This is a genomic window from Streptomyces sp. NPDC051051 (assembly GCF_040682975.1).
Lineage (GTDB): Bacteria > Actinomycetota > Actinomycetes > Streptomycetales > Streptomycetaceae > Streptomyces.
Genome location: NZ_JBFBCB010000025.1, coordinates 42288 through 59504, shown reverse-complemented (window position 1 = coordinate 59504; position 17217 = coordinate 42288). Strand labels below are relative to the sequence as shown.

Here is a 17217-nt window from a genome sequence, read left to right as displayed (position 1 = left end):
ACAGGCGCGCGACAGAACGGCCACAGGGGCGGGTGGACGACGATGAGCGACAGTACGGCGACGGTGGAGGACCTCGACGCCAGGCTGGAGAGACACCGGGTCGAGCTGACGGGGTACTGCTACCGCATGCTCGGTTCCTCCTTCGAGGCGGAGGACGCGGTGCAGGACACCCTGGTGCGTGCCTGGCGGAGTTACGACAGGTTCGAGGGCCGTTCCTCGCTGCGGTCCTGGCTGTACCGCATCGCGACCAACGTCTGCCTGGACATGCTGTCCGCGGGCAACAAGCGGGCCCGCCCGATGGACCTCTCCGAGTCCACGCCGCTCGCCCGGGCTGCGCTCTCCCCCCGCCCGGACCACACCTGGCTGGAGCCCGTGCCCGACGCGCGCGTGCTGCCCACGGTGGAGGACCCGGCGGAGGCGGCCGTCGCCAAGGAGTCGGTGCGGCTGGCGTTCATGGCCGCGCTCCAGCAACTGCCGCCCAAGCAGCGGGCCGTGCTGATCCTGCGCGAGGTGCTGGCGTGGCGGGCGAGCGAGGTCGCCGAGCTGCTGGAGACCTCGGTCGCCTCGGTGAACAGCGCGCTCCAGCGGGCCCGCGCGACCCTCGCCGAGCGCGCCGACTCCGCCGCCGACGCGGCGGTCTCCGACCCGTTGGACGAGGAGCAGCGAAAACTCCTGGAGCGCTACGTGGCGGCCTTCGAGGGGTACGACATGTCGGCGCTGACGGCCCTCCTCCACGAGGACGCCGTCATGACGATGCCGCCGTTCGACCTGTGGCTGACCGGCCACGACGACATCGCGGGCTTCATGACCACGATCGGCTCGGCCTGCGAGGGTTCGCGCCTGCTGCCGGTCCAGGTCAACGGCCTGCCGGGGTTCGCGCAGTACAAGCCGGACCCGGAGAGGGGCGGGTACACGCCCTGGGCGGTGCAGGTGCTGGAGATCTCAGACGGCCGCCTCACCGGATTCCACTTCTTCCTCGACACCCAGCGGTGGTTCCCGCTGTTCGGGGTTCCCCTCCACCTCGAAGCGGAGCCCGACCAGGTCGAGCAGGGCGAGTAGCGCCGGGTCGGGGGCGCGCAGGCGGATGCGTCCCCCGCCCCGGCCGGCCGTCAGCCGGAGCCGCGCCAGCAGGTCGACGGCCATGAGCCCCGGCGTCCCGAGCCCCGCCGCGTCGCAGACGACCACGCCACCCGCGGCGCCCTCCAGCAGAACCCGCAGGTCGTCGCAGAGCCCTGCCACCCGGCTCCGGGTGACGGGGCCGGTCAGGGTGAGTACGGGGGGTGTCGTCGCGTCCACGGGGGGTAGACCGGACGGGCGTGCGCAACTCATCGCATCGTCGGGCTACGCCATACACCTGTTTGCCTAAGCCTTTTAGGCAGATGCAGACTGGCCCCAGGTGCATGGCGAGAGGATGTGGAGAACTGTCATGGTGCGCGCAGGCCTGACCCCGGAGCGGCTGGCCCGGGCGGGCGCGGAGATGGCCGACGAGGTCGGCTTCGACCAGGTGACCGTCTCGGCGCTGGCCCGCCGGTTCGACGTCAAGGTCGCGAGCCTGTACTCGCACGTGCGGAACTCGCACGACCTGAAGACGCGGATCGCGCTGCTGGCCCTGGAGGAGCTGGCCGATCGGGGCTCCGCCGCGCTGGCCGGCCGCTCCGGCAAGGACGCCCTCACCGCCCTGGCCGACGTCTACCGCGACTACGCCCACGACCACCCCGGCCGCTATGACGCCGCCCGGTTCCGGCTCACCCCGGAGGCCGCCGCGGCGAGCGCCGGGGCGCGGCACTCCCAGATGACCCGGGCCGTCCTGCGCGGCTACGACCTCACCGAACCCGACCAGACGCACGCGGTGCGGCTGCTCGGCAGCGTCTTCCACGGCTACGTCAGCCTCGAACAGGCCGGCGGCTTCAGTCACAGCACGCCCGGCTCCCAGGAGTCCTGGTCCCGCATCCTCGACGCCCTCGACGCGCTGCTGCGCAACTGGCCCGGCCCCGACCCCTCCCCCACGACCCGTCGAAACGCAGGATGAAGCGATGCCCTCCGAGATCCACTGGATCACCACCCCCCTCACCGACGACCTGCTGCGCGGGGCCCTGGAGACCGAGCGCACCGAGCACGGCCTGCTGCCGCACCGGCTGCCCGCCCGGGCCCGCGCCCAGTGCGCCGACGGGCAGCTGGCCATGGCCGAGTCCCAGCCGTCCGGCGTCCGGCTGGTCTTCCGCACCCGGGCCACCGCCGTCGAACTGGACACGCTGCCCACCAAGCGGGACTACGTGGGCGCGCCGCCCCGGCCGGACGGCCTGTACGACCTGGTCGTCGACGGACGTCTGGTGGGCCAGGGCACCGTGACGGCCGGTCACGTCCTGACCGTCGACATGGCGGCGGGGACCTTCGAACGCCGCCCCGGCCGCCCCGGCACGCTCCGCTTCACGGACCTGCCCGAGGGCGTCAAGAAGGTCGAGATCTGGCTGCCGCACAACGAGACCACCGAACTCGTCGCCCTGCGCACCGACGCCCCCGTGGAACCGGTGGGCGCTCCGGACCGCCGGGTCTGGCTGCACCACGGCAGTTCGATCAGTCACGGCTCGGACGGCGCGAGCCCCACCCGCATCTGGCCCGCGCACGCCGCCGGGCTCGGAGGGGTGGAGCTGATCAACCTCGGGCTGGGCGGGAGCGCCCTGCTCGACCCGTTCGTCGCACGGGTGCTGCGGGACACTCCGGCCGATCTGATCAGCATCAAGATCGGCATCAACCTCGTCAACACGGACCTGATGCGGCTGCGGGCCTTCGGGCCCGCCGTGCACGGGTTCCTCGACACCGTGCGGGAGGGGCATCCCGACACGCCGCTGCTGGTCGTGTCGCCCATCCTGTGCCCCATGCACGAGGACACGCCCGGTCCCACCGCGCCGGACATGCGGGGGCTGGAGAAGGGGGTGCTGCGGTTCGTTCCCATGGGAGACGCGGCGGAGGTGCCCGGCGGGAAGCTGACCCTGCGGGTCGTCCGGGAGGAGCTGGCGCGGATCGTCGGGGAGCGGGCCGCCGACGATCCCGAGCTGCACCACCTCGACGGGCGGGAGCTGTACGGGGAGCGGGACGTCGAGGAGTTCCCGCTGCCCGACCAGCTGCATCCGGACGCGGCGACGCACCGGCTGATGGGCGAGCGGTTCGCCGCGGCCGCCTTCGGGGAGGGGGGCCCGTTCGGGTGAGGGCCGGAGCTCCGGGTCCTTTTTCCGCTCCCCGCCGCCCCGTCCCCGGGGGCTGCCGCCCCCGGGGCACCGCGCTCTCAGGCGATGCGCTCCAGCACCACCGGCGACGCCGTGTACGGCGTTCCCGCGGCGGCGATGTCGTACGAGCCCTCCACCGCCTGGAGGGCGTAGGCGAAGCGGTCCGGGGTGTCGGTGTGGAGGGTCAGCAGGGGCTGGCCCTCGGTGACGGTGTCGCCGGGCTTGGCGTGGAGTTCGATGCCGGCGCCCGCCTGCACCGGGTCCTCCTTGCGGGCGCGGCCCGCGCCCAGGCGCCAGGCGGCGACTCCGACGCCGTAGGCGTCCAGGCGGGTGAGGACACCGCCGGCCGGGGCCTTGACGACGTGCTGTTCCCGGGCGGTGGGCAGGGGGGCGTCGGGGTCGCCGCCCTGGGCGGTGATCATGCGGCGCCAGGCGTCCATCGCGGAGCCGTCGGCCAGGGCCTTCGCCGGGTCGGCGTCCTTGAGGCCGGCCGCGTCCAGCATCTCGCGGGCCAGCGCCAGGGTGAGTTCGACGACGTCGGCCGGGCCGCCGCCCGCCAGGACCTCGACCGACTCACGGACCTCCAGGGCGTTGCCCGCGGTCAGGCCGAGGGGGGTGGCCATGTCGGTGAGGAGGGCGACCGTCCGGACGCCGTGGTCGGTGCCGAGGCCCACCATCGTGGAGGCCAGCTCGCGTGCGTCCTCGATGGTCTTCATGAAGGCGCCGGTCCCGACCTTCACGTCCAGGACGAGGGAGCCCGTTCCCTCGGCGATCTTCTTCGACATGATCGAGGAGGCGATCAGGGGGATCGCCTCGACCGTGCCGGTGACGTCGCGCAGGGCGTACAGCTTCTTGTCGGCGGGGGCCAGGCCGTCGCCCGCCGCGCAGATCACGGCGCCGGTGGTGTCGAGGACGTGCAGCATCTCCTCGTTGGAGAGGAGGGCGCGCCAGCCGGGGATGGACTCCAGCTTGTCGAGGGTGCCGCCGGTGTGGCCGAGGCCACGGCCCGAGAGCTGCGGGACCGCCGCGCCGCAGGCGGCCACCAGGGGGGCCAGCGGGAGGGTGATCTTGTCGCCGACGCCGCCCGTGGAGTGCTTGTCGGCGGTCGGACGGGACAGGGACGAGAAGTCCATGCGCTCGCCGGAGGCGATCATCGCGGCCGTCCAGCGGGCGATCTCGCGGCGGTTCATGCCGTTGAGCAGGATCGCCATGGCGAGCGCGGACATCTGCTCGTCGGCGACCTCGCCACGGGTGTAGGCGTCGATGACCCAGTCGATCTGTTCGTCGCTGAGCTCACCGCGGTCCCGCTTGGTGCGGATGACGGAGATGGCGTCCATGGCCATGGGTTTCCTTCCGAGGTGCAGAAGTTTCTTCTGAGGTGCACCGGCTTCCGGGGGAAGCCGGTGCGGAAACGTGCGCGGCCCCTCTGCCCGGCGGTTCACGCGAGTCAGAGGGGCCGCACGGGAGTCACTTGGCGAGGTGGTCCGGGCCGAAGGCCTGCGGGAGCATCTCCGCCAGCGGCAGGATCCCCGCCGGCGTCTCCAGCAGCAGGTCCGGCCCGCCGAACTCGTGGAGCAACTGGCGGCAGCGGCCGCACGGGACGAGGATCTCGCCCCGGCCGTCCACGCAGGTGAAGTGCGTGAGCCGGCCGCCGCCGGTGCGCTGCAGCTCCGAGACCAGCCCGCACTCGGCGCACAGGCCGATGCCGTAGGAGGCGTTCTCGACGTTGCAGCCGGAGACGGTACGGCCGTCGTCGACCAGGGCCGCCACGCCGACCGGGTACCCCGAATAGGGGGCGTACGCGTGGCTCATGGCCTCGCGGGCCAGTTCGCGCAGGGCGTCCCAGTCGACGGTGCCGACGGCCGGGGTCACTTGCCCTGCCCCTTGCGGTAGGGCAGACCGTCGGCCTTGGGCATGCGCAGGCGTTGCGCGGAGAGCGACAGCACCAGCAGCGTCACGATGTACGGGGCCGCCGAGACGACCTGGCGCGGCACCTCGTCCACGCTGGTGTACCAGAAGAACATCACGGCCGAGATCACCGCGGTGACGACGGCGGAGACGTACTTCTTCTTCCAGGCCAGGTAGGCCGCGCCGAACACCAGCAGGATCGCGAGGAGCAGGATCAGGGCGTGCACGTTGGTGGTGCCGCCGCGCAGGTTGAGGCTGTCGGTGTAACCGAACAGGCCGGCGCCGAGGGCGAGGCCGCCCGGCATCCAGTTGCCGAAGATCATCGCGGCGAGGCCGATGTAGCCGCGGCCCGCGGTCTGGCCGTCGAGGTACACGTTCGAGGCGACGATCGACAGGAAGGCGCCGCCGAGGCCGGCGAAACCGCCCGAGATGATCACGGCGATGTACTTGTACTTGTAGACGTTGACGCCGAGGGACTCGGCGGCCACCGGGTTCTCGCCGCAGGAGCGCAGGCGCAGGCCGAAGGCGGTCCGCCACAGCACCCACCAGGTGGCGGGGACGAGCGCCACCGCGACGACGGTCAGCGGGGAGAGGTTGGTGACCACGCCGCCGACCAGGCCGGCGATGTCGGAGACCAGGAACCAGTGCTTGCCGTTGAGGGTCTCCAGCCAGCCGGACAGACCGGGGATGTCGAAGGTGCCCAGCGACTCGATCGGCGGGGACTGCTTGGAGGAGCCCTGCGGGGCCTCCTCGAAGGTGAACTTCGACAGGTAGCGGGTGGTGCCCAGGGCCAGGATGTTCAGCGCCACACCGGAGACGATGTGGTTGACGTTGAAGGTGACGGTGGCGACGGCGTGCAGGACGGCGCCGAGCGCGCCGCCGATGATGCCGAAGGCGACACCGGTCCAGGGGCCCCACTGGTAGCCGGCCCAGGCGCCGAACCAGGTGCCGAGGATCATCATGCCCTCGAGGCCGATGTTGACGACGCCCGCCCGCTCGGCCCACAGACCGCCGAGGCCGGCGAGACCGATCGGCACGGCGAGACGCAGCGCGGTGGACATCTGACCGGTCGAGGTGATGCCGTCCGCGCCGGAGATCAGGCGGACGATCGAGGTCAGGACCAGCACGCCCGCGATGACCAGCAGGAGCACCGGGAGAGACATGCGGCGGCCGCCCTTGCCGGGCTGCTTCGCCTGCGGCTTGGCGATGGTCGCGGTGGACATCAGGCCGCCACCTCCTTCTTGGCGTTGTTGTTGGCGGCCTCGGCCAGCTCGGCGCCGACCCGCTTCTGCTGGCGGCGCAGACCCCACTGGCGCACGGCCTCGTAGGAGATGACGACCGCGAAGACGATCAGGCCCTGCATGATCGTGGCGATCTCCTTCTCGTACGCCACCGGGGTGGCGTAGTCGAGGGCGGGCGAGGTCTTCTCCAGGAAGGCCCACAGCAGGGCGGCGAGCGCGATGCCGCCCGGGTTGTTGCGGCCGAGCAGGGCGATGCCGATGGCGGTGAAGCCGAGACCGGCCGGGAAGCTGAGGCTGTAGGTGTGCGCGGAGCCGAGCAGCAGCGGCAGACCGGACAGGCCGGCGACGGCGCCGGAGATCAGCATCGCGGTGAGGACCATGCGCTTGGCGTCGACGCCGGAGGCCGCGGCGGCCGTCTCGGACTCGCCGGTGGCGCGCAGGTCGAAGCCGAAGCGGGTGCGGTTGAGGACGACCCAGTAGCCGATGCCGAGGGCGATGGCGAGGAAGACCAGGCCGTAGATCTCGCCGACGTCCTGGCCCAGGTCGATGCCGGGCACCCAGCCGGAGTCCTTCATGATGCCGGTGGTGACGTTGTCGCCGACCAGGACGCCGAAGTTCTCGCGGAGGGTGAGGTAGCCGATGAGGCTGGTGGCGATCGCGTTGAGCATGATCGTCGCGACGACCTCGCTGACGCCTCGGGTGACCTTCAGGACGCCCGCGATGCCCGCCCAGAAGGCGCCGGTGAGCGCGCCGACGAGGAGCAGCAGCGGGATCTGGAGGAAGGACGGCAGCGCCACGTGGGCGCCGACCACCGCGGTCATCATCGCGGCGAGGCGGTACTGGCCGTCGACGCCGATGTTGAACAGGTTCATCCGGAAGCCGAGGGCGACCGCGAGGGCGGCGATGTAGTACAGCGAGGCCTGGTTGACGATCAGGACCTGGACGTCGGAGTAGGGGATCTGCTCCAGCATCAGCCGGTACGGCTCGAACGGGTTCTTGCCGGAGGCGATCAGCACGATCGACGTCAGCAGGATCGCCGAGACCAGCGCGATGACCGGGCCGGCCACCGCGAGGAGCAGGCGCTCCTTGTCGAACTTCTTCATCGGGCCTCGTCCTCCGGGGCGGCTTCTTCTTCGACGTGCTCGAGGTGCCCGGACACGGCGCCGGTCATGGCCGAGCCGAGTTCCTCGGGGGTGACGGTCGCCGGGTCGGCGTCGGCGACCAGCCTGCCGTCGAAGATCACCCGGAGGGTGTCCGACAGGCCGATCAGTTCGTCCAGGTCGGCGGAGATCAGCAGCACGGCCAGGCCCTCGCGGCGGGCCTCGCGGATGCGGTCCCAGATCTGCGCCTGCGCGCCGACGTCCACACCGCGGGTGGGGTGGGCGGCGATCAGGAACTTGGGGTTGTGGCTCATCTCGCGGCCGACGATCAGCTTCTGCTGGTTGCCGCCGGAGAGGGAGGCGGCGGTGACGTCGATGCCGGGGGTGCGGACGTCGTACTCCTCGACGATCCGGCGGGTGTCGGCCTGGGCGCCCTTGGGGTTGAGCCAGAAGCCCTTGGCGTTGGGGGCCTCGGTGACGTGGCCGAGGATGCGGTTCTCCCAGAGGGGGGCCTCCAGGAGCAGGCCCTGGCGGTGGCGGTCCTCGGGGATGTAGCCGACGCCGGACTCGCGGCGCCTGCGGGTCGGCCAGGGGGTGATGTCCTCGCCGAGGAAGGCGATGGTGCCGGAGTCGGCGTTCTTGGTGCCGATCAGGGCGTCGATCAGTTCCGTCTGGCCGTTGCCCTCGACACCGGCGATGCCCATGATCTCGCCGGCGTGGATGGTGAAGGTGACGTCGTCGAGGGCCTTCTTGATCACGCCGGGTGCCTCGACGAGGGAACCGGGGCCCACGGGCTCGGCCTCCACGCCCAGGGAGGCGCCGCCGCCGGCGTAGACGGTGAGGTTCTCGACCCTGATGACGGGCTGGTCGGTGACCGTCGACTCGGCCGTCTCCGGGGTGGGGAGTTCGCTGCCGACCATCATCTCGGCGAGCTGGCGGGGGGTCGTCTCGGCGGGTACGGCCGTGCCGACGGTCGTCCCGCGCCGGATGACCGTGATCTCGTCGGCCACCGACAGGACCTCGCCCAGCTTGTGGGAGATGAAGATGACGGAGAGGCCCTCGGACTTCAGTTCGCGCAGGTTGGCGAAGAGCGCGTCGACCTCCTGCGGGACCAGGACGGCGGTCGGCTCGTCGAGGATGAGGTGGCGGGCGCCGCGGTAGAGGACCTTGAGGATCTCCACGCGCTGGCGGTCGGCGACACCGAGGTCCTCGACGAGGGCGTCGGGGCGTACGCCGAGGCCGTAGCGGTCGGAGATCTCCTTGATCTTCCTGCGGGCGCCGCCGCCGATGCCGTACAGCTTCTCGCTGCCGAGCACCACGTTCTCCAGGACGGTCAGGTTGTCCGCGAGCATGAAGTGCTGGTGGACCATGCCGATACCGCGCGCGATGGCGTCGGCGGGGCTGGAGAAGCTCACCTGCTCGCCGTCGACCGCGATGGTGCCCTCGTCCGGCTTCTGCATGCCGTAGAGGATCTTCATCAGGGTCGACTTGCCGGCGCCGTTCTCGCCGACGAGGGCGTGCACGGTGCCCTCGCGGACGGTCAGGTGGATGTCGTGGTTGGCGACGACACCGGGGAATCGCTTGGTGATGCCCGCGAGCTCCACCGCGACGGTCGACGGGGCGGTGAGCGGAGGGCTGCTGGACGCGTCGATGGCGCACTCTCCTCGGGAAAGGGGTCGCTCTACGCGCGTAGCGCCCCTGCTTTAAATAGTGCCCGGATCTGATCGATCTTGATGACCGGCCTTTCGGTCAGTCTCGATCCGTTCCGAGCATTCTGCCGCGCGAACGGGGCGCGGGGAGTCATCGTCTCCGCACCCCGTTCCGAGGTCGTAACGCTGTCATTACAGCGCTTCTTTGGCCATGCCTTCGACCGTTCTCGACAGGTCTCGGCGGGCCCACGACACGGTCGTCAGGAGGTCTTCACCGTGATGGTGCCGTTCTTGATGCCTTCCTCGGCCTTCTTGACGGCGTCCTGGATCTCCTTGTTGCCCGAGAAGGTCGGGTTGGAGTTCGCCAGGCTCACACCGCCGTTGGCGAGGTCACCGCGGACCACACCGGTGGCGGGCTTGCCGTCCTCGACCGACTTGGCGAGCGTGAAGACCGCGCCCTCGACGTTCTTCATGGCGGAGGTGAGGATCGAGTCCTTGTACGCCTTGAGCGCGTCCTGCTTGTACTGGTCCGAGTCGACGCCGATGGCCCAGATCTTGTTGGCGCTGGCGGCCTTGATGACGCCCTGGCCGGAGAGGCCGGCGGCGGCGTAGACGACGTCGGCACCGGCGTCGATCTGACCGTCGGCGGCGCTCTCGCCCTTGTCCGGGCTGGAGAAGCCGCCCTCGGCCGCGGTCTCGGTCAGGTACTGCGACTTGACCGTGACGCCCTTCTTGGTGTCCGCGACGCCCTGCTTGTAGCCGGCCTCGAACTTGTGGATCAGGGGGACGTCCACACCGCCGATGAAGCCGACCACGTTGGACTTGGTCGCCTTGGCGGCGGCGACGCCCGCCAGGTAGGAGGCCTGCTCCTCGGAGAAGACGAGGTCGGCCACGTTGTCGGCCTTGGTCTGCTCGTCGTCCACGATGCCGAAGGTGGTCTTCGGGTACTTGGCCGCGGCTTCCTTGACGGCCGGCGCGTAGGCGAAGCCGACGCCGATCACCGGGTTGTAGCCCTGCTTGGCGAGGCTCTCCAGACGCTGCACCTTGTCGGCGTCGGACTCGCCGTCCTGCGGCTCGACGGCGGTCGACTTGTAGCCGAACTCCTTGTCGGCCTTCTCCATGCCCGCGGTGGCGGCGTCGTTGAAGGACTGGTCGCCCTTGCCGCCGACGTCGTACGCGAGGGCGAGGCCCAGGTTCTTGTCGTCACCGGAGGAGGACGACGTGGACGAGCTTCCGCAAGCGGAAACGGTGACAGCGAAGGCTGCGGTAGCAACACCAGCAACCGCGATACGGGACACCCGGCGCATGGAACGTGACTCCTTTGTGCAAGCGCCCATACCAGGCGCTGGTTCCGCCGCAGCGTAACGCGCGTAGACCAGACGGAAAAACCCTTCTGTCCGGTCCGTTACCGAGCTGTGGCCACAGTTTGCGCTCCAGCGTACGGACCCTGGAGCGCCACGTGCGGGAGGTCAGGGCCGCTGGTCTGCGAGGACGCCCTCGATGGGCGTAGGCGGGAGGCTCCGCGGGCGGCTCCGCCGATGACGGGGGCGCCGGGCCGCGGGCGCCTCTTGGGGCGGGCAGGCGCCCCCGGGCGGGGGCGGGGTTCTCACCCCCGCCCCCCTTCCCGTCCCGACCCGGGGGCCGGCGGTCGGCCCCTCCGGCGTTCGAGGAGCGAGGCCGGAGAACGCGGGCGGCCCCGCTCGCGCGCCCCCCGGACGGGGGCGGGCGGGCGGGGCCGCTGCCGCAACGGGTGGGTCACTTCGTGTTGACGGTGACCTTGCCGTCGATGATGTCCTGCTTGGCCTTGTCCACGGCGCCGACGACGTCCGTCATGGCCTTGTACTTCGGGTTGGTGTCGGCGAAGCCGACGCCGTCGTTGGAGAGGCTGCCGCGGACCACGCCGGCCAGGGGCTTGCCCTCGTAGACGGACTTGGCGAGGTCGTAGACCGCGCCGCCGACGTTCTTCAGCGCCGAGCCGAGGATGTAGTCCTTGTACGCGGCCAGCGAGGTCTGGGAGTACTGGTCGGAGTCGACGCCGATGGCCCACACCTTCTTGCCGGCGGCCTCGGAGATCACGCCCTGCCCGGACAGGCCGGCCGCGTGGTAGATGACGTCCGCGCCGGCCTCGATCTGGCCGCTCGCCCCCGCCTTGCCCTTGTCGGGGCTGGAGAAGCCGCCCTCCTGGGGCGTCTCGGTCAGGTACTGCGACTCGATCTTGATGGCCGGGTCGACCGACTTGGCGCCCTGGACGTAGCCGGCCTCGAACTTGTGGATGAGCGGGATGTCCACGCCGCCGATGAAGCCGATGTGCGCCTTCTTGGAGGCCTTCGCGGCGGCGACGCCGGCGAGGTAGGAAGCCTGCTCCTCGTGGAAGACGAGGTCGGCGACGTTCTTCGCCGTCACGGTCTCGTCGTCGATGATGCCGAAGGTGGTGTCCGGGAACTTCGCGGCGACCTCCTTGACGGCCGGCGCGTAGATGTAGCCGACGCCGATCACCGGGTTGTAGCCCGACTGGGCGAGCTGGGTGAGCCGCTGGACCTTGTCCGCGTCCGACTCGCCGTCCTGGGGCTCGACGTCCCGGCCGCCGATGCCGAACTCCTTGTCGGCCTTCTGGAAGCCGGCGTACGCGGCGTCGTTGAAGGACTGGTCGCCCTTGCCGCCGATGTCGTACGCCAGACCGATGCCCTTGCCGGAGTACTTGCCGGACTCCTTGGCGTCGGCCTTGGAGCCGGTGCTCGACTCGCCGCAGCCGGTGGCCACCAGGGCCACGACCGCGACGGCCGCCGCCGCCCGGACGAACCCGGTCCTTCGAGATATGAGACGCACAGCAGCACCCTTCATCCCCACGGCGCCGTCACCGGCCCGCATTCCCCAATGTGACGCCTCCGGCACGGCTCCCCAACAGGCCGTCCCGAGGGGCGATTTCGGCGCACAGTAACGCGCGTAGAAGGGGAGGGGAACGGGGTTCCCGGTGGCCGTTATCGATTCGTGCCGCCCCCGGGTCACCACCGGGTCGCGCCGGTTACGCACCGGTGACACGGGTGGACGAAGGGGCACCTTTCGGGCACCCCTTCGTCCTGGCCGTCACCGGCGTCCCGCGCTCACGCCGTCCGGGTCGCCGCGTCCAGCAGGGCCGCCGCGGTGAACAGCTCCACCCCCACGGTGATGGCGTGCTCGTCGGCGTCGAAGTCGCCCTGGTGCAGATCGCGGACGGTGCGCTCGCCCGGCGTACGGACGCCGAGGCGGGCCATGGCGCCGGGGACGCGCTCCAGGTACCAGGAGAAGTCCTCGCCGCCGAGGCTCTGCTCGGTGCTCTCCACCGCCTCCTCGCCGCGCCGGGCGATCATGGCGTCCCGGAGCAGGCCGGTGACGTCGGCGTCGTTGACGACCGGAGGGACGCCGCGGACGTAGTTGATCTCCGACTTGGCGCGGTGCAGGTTGGCGACCTCGTCGATCGCGGCGACGACGAGGTCGGCCGCCTGCCGCCAGGCCTCGATGTCCAGGCAGCGCACGGTGCCGGACAGCTCGGCGTGCTGGGGGATGACGTTCGGGGCGTGGCCGCAGTCGATCCGGCCCCAGGTCACCGCGAGGCCGGCCCGGGTGTCGACGCGGCGGCCGACCAGCGCGGGCACGTCGGTGACGACGCGGGCGGCGGCGGTGACGAGGTCGGTGGTCAGGTGCGGGCGGGCGGTGTGGCCGCCGGGCCCCTCCAGGGAGATCTCCAGCCGGTCGCAGGCGGAGGTGATGGCGCCGTTGCGCAGGCCGATCAGACCGGCGTCCACGCGCGGGTCGCAGTGGACGGCGATGATCCGGCCGACGCCCTCCAGGGCGCCGTCCGCGATGGCGTCGGCGGCACCGCCGGGCAGCACCTCCTCGGCGGGCTGGAAGATCAGCCGCACCGGACGCGGGAGCCGGCCCTCGCGGTGCAGGCCGGCGAGGACGAGGCCGGCGCCGAGGACGACCGTGGTGTGCACGTCGTGGCCGCAGGCGTGGGCGCGGTCGGGGACGGTGGAGCGGTAGGCGCAGTCGGCCTTGGTGTCGGGGATGGGCAGCGCGTCGATGTCGGCGCGCATCGCCAGGACGGGGGTGCCGTCGGCCCAGTCGCCGATGTCGCAGATGAGCCCGGTGCCGCCGGTGAGGACGCGGGGCTTGAGACCCTCCCTCTCCAGGCGCTCCTTGATCGCCGCCGTCGTACGGAACTCCTGGTTGCCCAGCTCGGGGTGCATGTGCATGTCGCGGCGGAAGGCGACGAGCTCGGCGCGCAGGGCCTCCGGCAAGCTGCCGGGGAGCACGGCTTCCCCTGAAGGATCGGCCTCGGACTCTCGGGACATCAGTTGCTTCACCCTCTGAAGGGTAGGACGCCGGGGTGGTCGACCGACCCACGATCAACAAAACTTCAACCCGTTAGGGGAAGAAAAGTTGGCCGCCCGGCGCATGGCTGGCATTCGTGCTGGGTAAACTACGCCGGTTCCAACCGAGTGGATCATGGCTTACCGGCCCGTCTCTCCATCTTCCTCCTCCACGGTTACCACGGCTCACTCGAAGCACGCCCGGCTGTCCACGGAGCGGACCGCCGGTTGACGGACGCCGGGGCGTGGAGCGGGCGCGGTGCCGGTGTGTGGAGGGGATGCGGAGGCCTGCCGCTCCGCCGGGATCAGCCCGGGATCAGGCCCGGGATCAGGCCGTGGCGACCCGGGCCAGGCGGTCCACTCCGCGGGCCGTCCCCGTGACGCCGGAGAGGAAGCTCTGGGCCCGGGGCGATGCGTTCCGGGTCAGCCAGGCCGGGTCGATGTCGCAGACCGCGACGCGGACGTCCGTGCCGGCGAGGGCCAGCGGGAGGGTGTGGACGACCGTGGAGGGGAAGCTGAGGACGGTCCTGCCGACCGGACCGCGGCGGGCGATGAGTTCGAGGGGGAGGTCGGGACGGACGACCTCCAGGCCCGTCTCCACGGCGAGGCGGTGGAGTTTCTCGGTGCTCTCGCGGCGGTGGGCGAAGTAGCGGGCGGCGCCGTGGGTCCTGGCGAGGACGCCGACGGCGTGCAGATAGCGGTCGCCGTCGACGACGCCGGTCTCGACGAGGGACGTACCGACCATGTCGGCGCCGTTCGTCACCCGGGGCGGGCCGAAGCGCTCGCGGGTCCAGGCGAAGGTGTGGGAGGTGACGGACACCCCGTCCGGGGCGTCCGTCATCGGCATGGAGGAGAAGACCTCCACGCGGCGGGCCGGGCCGGGGGTGAGGCGGCGGCGGGCCGAGGAGGACACCGGCGCGAACAGCAGGTCGCGGGGGCCGGGACGGCCGCCCTTGCGGTGCCAGCGCACCAGGCGTTCGCCGCGGGCGAGCTGGCCGACGAACTCCATGGTGGCGGTGCCGTCGTCGACGACGACGAGGTCGTGGGCGCGGGTGATGGTCAGCAGGAGCTGGACGTACCGGGAGAACGGGTCCCCCATGACGATCCGGTCGGCCCGGCGCAGTTCGCGGGCGAGGCCGCCGATGGTCTGGAAGGGGGCCGCGGGACCGCCGCGGGCCTCCTCCCAGCGGACCTCGTGGCCTTCTTGGCGGGCCAGTTCGGCCATGCGGCGCAGCTGGCCGCGGCTCATGGGGTCGGTCGGGGACAGGACGACGAGGGTGAACCCCGCGCCGGGCTCCTCCTGGGGACGCGGTCCCCGGGCGTGCGCCCACTCCAGGACGTTCAGGAGCTGCACCGGACTCTCGACGAACGCGAGGGTGTGGGGTGTGGTGCCGGGGTTCCCGGCGCGAGGGCTCATCGTCGTACGACCGTCCCGTGAGGCACTGGTAGCGGTGGCCGGAGGGGTTCCGGGGTCAGACGCCGACGGGTTCGCCGGCCGCCGCGGCGATCTCCGCCTCGGCGACGACGCCCGGGACGCGGCGCAGCTTCTTCATCGGGCCCAGCTCGGACTCGTAGACCTTCTTGACGCCGTCGCCGAGGGAGGACTCGATGGTGCGGATGTCGCGGACGAGGCGGGTGAGACCCTGCGGCTCCACGGAGGCGGCCTGGTCGGAGCCCCACATGGCGCGGTCGAGGGTGATGTGGCGCTCGACGAAGGTGGCGCCGAGGGCGACCGCGGCGAGGGTGGTCTGCAGGCCCGTCTCGTGACCGGAGTAGCCGATCGGGACGTTGGGGTACTCGGCCTGGAGGGTGTTGATGACGCGGAGGTTCAGCTCCTCGGCCTTCGCCGGGTACGTCGAAGTGGCGTGGCAGAGCAGGATGTTGTCGCTGCCCAGGACCTCGACGGCGTGGCGGATCTGCTTCGGGGTGGACATGCCGGTGGAGAGGATGACGGTGCGGCCCGTCGCGCGCAGGGCGCGCAGCAGCTCGTCGTCGGTGAGGGACGCGGAGGCCACCTTGTGGGCGGGGACGTCGAACTTCTCCAGGAAGGCGACGGCCTCGGTGTCCCACGGGGAGGCGAACCAGGCGATGCCCTTCTCCCTGCAGTGCTCGTCGATCTGCCGGTACTCGTCCTCGCCGAACTCCACGCGGTGGCGGTAGTCGATGTACGTCATCCGGCCCCAGGGGGTGTCGCGCTCGATGTCCCACTGGTCGCGCGGGGTGCAGATCTCGGGCGTGCGCTTCTGGAACTTGACGGCGTCGCAGCCGGCCTCGGCGGCCACGTCGATGAGCTTGAAGGCGTTGTCGAGGTCGCCGTTGTGGTTGATGCCGATCTCGCCGCAGATGTAGACGGGGTGACCGGGGCCGGCCGTGCGCGAACCGAACTGGCGGAGGCGGGAGTTGGTGCTCATGGGAGGGGTTCCTTATGTGGTGAGGGAGGCGGGGGAGTCGAGAGAGGGTCCGAGGATCCAGCCGGCGATCTCCCGGATCGCGCCGTCGCCGCCGGGGAGGGTGGTGACCGCGCGTGCGGCGCCGCGTACGACGTCGTGGGCGCTCGCGACCGCCACGGGCCAGCCCACGAGGGCGAAGCACGGGAGGTCGTTGACGTCGTTGCCGACGTAGAGCACGCGCTCCGGCGCGATGCCCTGCTCCTCGCACCAGTGCTTGAGTGCGAGGTCCTTGTGGTCGATGCCGTGCAGGACCGGGAGCCTGAGCTTCCGGGCGCGGGCGGCGACCACGGGGTTCTGTTCCGTGGACAGGATCAGCAGCTTCAGTCCGCTCCTGCGCAGGGCGGCGATGCCGAGGCCGTCGCCGCGGTGCACGGAGACGAACTCCCGTCCGTCGGAGTCGATCAGCACCCGGTCGTCGGTCTGGGTGCCGTCGAAGTCGAGGACGACCGCGTCGATGTCGGCGGCGGTCGGGAGCGGACCGGTGGGGCTCCCCCCGCTCGGGCGGAGCCGGGACTGGGGGAGGTCCGCGTCGAAGAGGGGGGCGAGGGCGCGGGCGCGGGCCAGGTCGTGCGGGTCGTCGATCTCCAGCACGCGGGCCGGGTCGGTGCGCACGAGGTCGGTGCGGCCGAAGAAGCGGTGGCCGTGCTCGCGGAAGCCGGCCGCGTCCATGGCGTAGGCGGCGCCGGTCTCCAGGAGGTCCTGGGGGCGGTCCTGGCGGCGTGGGCGGTACGACTTGTCGTGGTTGACGCCGAAGCCGCCGTCCGAGCCGGTGCCGGCCGAGCCGTCACCGCCGACGCTGTCGCCGGTGCCGTCGCGCCAGACGAAACCGTGGAAGGGGGCGACGGTGACGGCGGTGTCGGCACCGTTCTCGACGACCGCGGCGGCCACGCCGTCGATGTCCTCGCGGACGAGGAACGGGCTGGTGCACTGCACCAGGAGCACCGCGTCGACGGTCGTGCCGTGCCGGGCCTCGTGGGTGTCCATGGCGTGCAGGACGGCAGCCTCGGAGGTGGCGGTGTCGCCGGCGATGGCGGCCGGGCGCAGCACGACCTCGGCACCGGCCTCGCGGGCGGCCGCGGCGATGGCCCGGTCGTCGGTGGACACCACGACGTCGGTGACGAGCCGGCCGGCCAGGCACTCCCGCACGGCCCGCGCCACCAGGGGCACGCCGCCGACGGGCGCGAGGTTCTTCGCGGGGACGCCCTTGGACCCGCCGCGTGCGGGGATCACGGCGAGGACGCGGCGCACGCCCGCCTGGGAGGGGGACATGGGCGGGACTCCTTGACGGGAAGGACG

15 protein-coding genes are annotated in these 17217 nt (G+C 71.6%); 3 read left to right on the top strand and 12 right to left on the bottom strand.

The features are described from left to right. The first annotated feature begins 42 nt into the window (after positions 1 to 42). Positions 43 to 1059, top strand: coding sequence for a sigma-70 family RNA polymerase sigma factor (locus tag AB0N31_RS20150; RefSeq protein ID WP_366059728.1), 1017 nt, complete (start codon positions 43 to 45; stop codon positions 1057 to 1059). Here the strand turns inward: AB0N31_RS20150 and AB0N31_RS20145 are convergent. Beyond that, complete coding sequence (locus AB0N31_RS20145) at positions 943 to 1329, bottom strand: STAS domain-containing protein (protein ID WP_366059727.1); 387 nt, start codon at positions 1327 to 1329, stop codon at positions 943 to 945. The two genes, AB0N31_RS20150 and AB0N31_RS20145, sit on opposite strands and share 117 nt — an antisense overlap. A gap of 97 nt (positions 1330 to 1426) precedes the next feature. Between AB0N31_RS20145 and AB0N31_RS20140 the strand changes: the two genes are divergently transcribed. Beyond that, positions 1427 to 2029, top strand: a complete 603-nt coding sequence (locus tag AB0N31_RS20140; protein WP_366059726.1) for a WHG domain-containing protein — start codon at positions 1427 to 1429, stop codon at positions 2027 to 2029. Between the two features lie 4 nt (positions 2030 to 2033). Beyond that, entirely contained in the window at positions 2034 to 3206 is a 1173-nt protein-coding gene (locus AB0N31_RS20135) for a GDSL-type esterase/lipase family protein (protein WP_366059725.1), read from the top strand. A gap of 77 nt (positions 3207 to 3283) precedes the next feature. Here the strand turns inward: AB0N31_RS20135 and AB0N31_RS20130 are convergent, their stop codons facing one another. The 11 genes from AB0N31_RS20130 to AB0N31_RS20080 form a co-directional block, all read right to left on the bottom strand. After that, the gene (locus AB0N31_RS20130; protein WP_366059724.1) at positions 3284 to 4561 is read right to left on the bottom strand and encodes a thymidine phosphorylase; all 1278 of its coding nucleotides are present in this window, start codon (positions 4559 to 4561) and stop codon (positions 3284 to 3286) included. Positions 4562 to 4691: 130 nt separating this feature from the next. Next, positions 4692 to 5096, bottom strand: coding sequence for a cytidine deaminase (locus AB0N31_RS20125; RefSeq protein ID WP_366059723.1), 405 nt, complete (start codon positions 5094 to 5096; stop codon positions 4692 to 4694). Then, entirely contained in the window at positions 5093 to 6355 is a 1263-nt protein-coding gene (locus tag AB0N31_RS20120) for an ABC transporter permease (protein ID WP_366059722.1), read from the bottom strand. The genes AB0N31_RS20125 and AB0N31_RS20120 overlap by 4 nt, the downstream gene beginning before the upstream one ends. After that, positions 6355 to 7476: an ABC transporter permease gene (locus AB0N31_RS20115; RefSeq protein WP_366059721.1), complete on the bottom strand. Its 1122-nt coding sequence runs from the start codon at positions 7474 to 7476 to the stop codon at positions 6355 to 6357. Before AB0N31_RS20115 ends, AB0N31_RS20120 begins: the two co-directional genes overlap by 1 nt. Then, positions 7473 to 9125 (bottom strand): ABC transporter ATP-binding protein, encoded by a 1653-nt coding sequence (locus tag AB0N31_RS20110; RefSeq protein ID WP_366059777.1) that lies wholly within the window; start codon positions 9123 to 9125, stop codon positions 7473 to 7475. Before AB0N31_RS20110 ends, AB0N31_RS20115 begins: the two co-directional genes overlap by 4 nt. Positions 9126 to 9382: 257 nt before the next feature. Continuing rightward, on the bottom strand, positions 9383 to 10429 hold the full coding sequence (locus tag AB0N31_RS20105; protein ID WP_366059720.1) for a BMP family ABC transporter substrate-binding protein: 1047 nt from the start codon (positions 10427 to 10429) through the stop codon (positions 9383 to 9385). A 448-nt stretch (positions 10430 to 10877) separates the two neighbouring features. Beyond that, positions 10878 to 11963 (bottom strand): BMP family ABC transporter substrate-binding protein, encoded by a 1086-nt coding sequence (locus AB0N31_RS20100; protein WP_366059776.1) that lies wholly within the window; start codon positions 11961 to 11963, stop codon positions 10878 to 10880. A gap of 260 nt (positions 11964 to 12223) precedes the next feature. After that, on the bottom strand, positions 12224 to 13453 hold the full coding sequence (locus AB0N31_RS20095; protein ID WP_366059775.1) for an amidohydrolase: 1230 nt from the start codon (positions 13451 to 13453) through the stop codon (positions 12224 to 12226). A 346-nt stretch (positions 13454 to 13799) separates the two neighbouring features. Further along, the gene (locus AB0N31_RS20090; protein WP_366059719.1) at positions 13800 to 14888 is read right to left on the bottom strand and encodes a hypothetical protein; all 1089 of its coding nucleotides are present in this window, start codon (positions 14886 to 14888) and stop codon (positions 13800 to 13802) included. A gap of 55 nt (positions 14889 to 14943) precedes the next feature. Continuing rightward, on the bottom strand, positions 14944 to 15882 hold the full coding sequence (locus AB0N31_RS20085; protein WP_366059718.1) for an N-acetylneuraminate synthase family protein: 939 nt from the start codon (positions 15880 to 15882) through the stop codon (positions 14944 to 14946). A gap of 12 nt (positions 15883 to 15894) precedes the next feature. After that, on the bottom strand, positions 15895 to 17190 hold the full coding sequence (locus AB0N31_RS20080) for an N-acylneuraminate cytidylyltransferase (RefSeq protein WP_366059717.1): 1296 nt from the start codon (positions 17188 to 17190) through the stop codon (positions 15895 to 15897). Positions 17191 to 17217: the final 27 nt, after the last annotated feature.

What these genes read in the sequence shown, in the direction of transcription:
- AB0N31_RS20135 (WP_366059725.1), top strand. Translation starts at nt 2,034, where the DNA reads ATGCCCTCCGAGATCCACTGGATCACCACCCCCCTCACCGACGACCTG.
- AB0N31_RS20130 (WP_366059724.1), bottom strand. Translation starts at nt 4,561, where the DNA reads ATGGACGCCATCTCCGTCATCCGCACCAAGCGGGACCGCGGTGAGCTC.
- AB0N31_RS20100 (WP_366059776.1), bottom strand. Translation starts at nt 11,963, where the DNA reads ATGAAGGGTGCTGCTGTGCGTCTCATATCTCGAAGGACCGGGTTCGTC.
- AB0N31_RS20090 (WP_366059719.1), bottom strand. Translation starts at nt 14,888, where the DNA reads ATGAGCCCTCGCGCCGGGAACCCCGGCACCACACCCCACACCCTCGCG.
- AB0N31_RS20115 (WP_366059721.1), bottom strand. Translation starts at nt 7,476, where the DNA reads ATGAAGAAGTTCGACAAGGAGCGCCTGCTCCTCGCGGTGGCCGGCCCG.
- AB0N31_RS20120 (WP_366059722.1), bottom strand. Translation starts at nt 6,355, where the DNA reads ATGTCCACCGCGACCATCGCCAAGCCGCAGGCGAAGCAGCCCGGCAAG.
- AB0N31_RS20085 (WP_366059718.1), bottom strand. Translation starts at nt 15,882, where the DNA reads ATGAGCACCAACTCCCGCCTCCGCCAGTTCGGTTCGCGCACGGCCGGC.
- AB0N31_RS20145 (WP_366059727.1), bottom strand. Translation starts at nt 1,329, where the DNA reads ATGAGTTGCGCACGCCCGTCCGGTCTACCCCCCGTGGACGCGACGACA.
- AB0N31_RS20095 (WP_366059775.1), bottom strand. Translation starts at nt 13,453, where the DNA reads ATGTCCCGAGAGTCCGAGGCCGATCCTTCAGGGGAAGCCGTGCTCCCC.
- AB0N31_RS20150 (WP_366059728.1), top strand. Translation starts at nt 43, where the DNA reads ATGAGCGACAGTACGGCGACGGTGGAGGACCTCGACGCCAGGCTGGAG.
- AB0N31_RS20105 (WP_366059720.1), bottom strand. Translation starts at nt 10,429, where the DNA reads ATGCGCCGGGTGTCCCGTATCGCGGTTGCTGGTGTTGCTACCGCAGCC.
- AB0N31_RS20080 (WP_366059717.1), bottom strand. Translation starts at nt 17,190, where the DNA reads ATGTCCCCCTCCCAGGCGGGCGTGCGCCGCGTCCTCGCCGTGATCCCC.
- AB0N31_RS20140 (WP_366059726.1), top strand. Translation starts at nt 1,427, where the DNA reads ATGGTGCGCGCAGGCCTGACCCCGGAGCGGCTGGCCCGGGCGGGCGCG.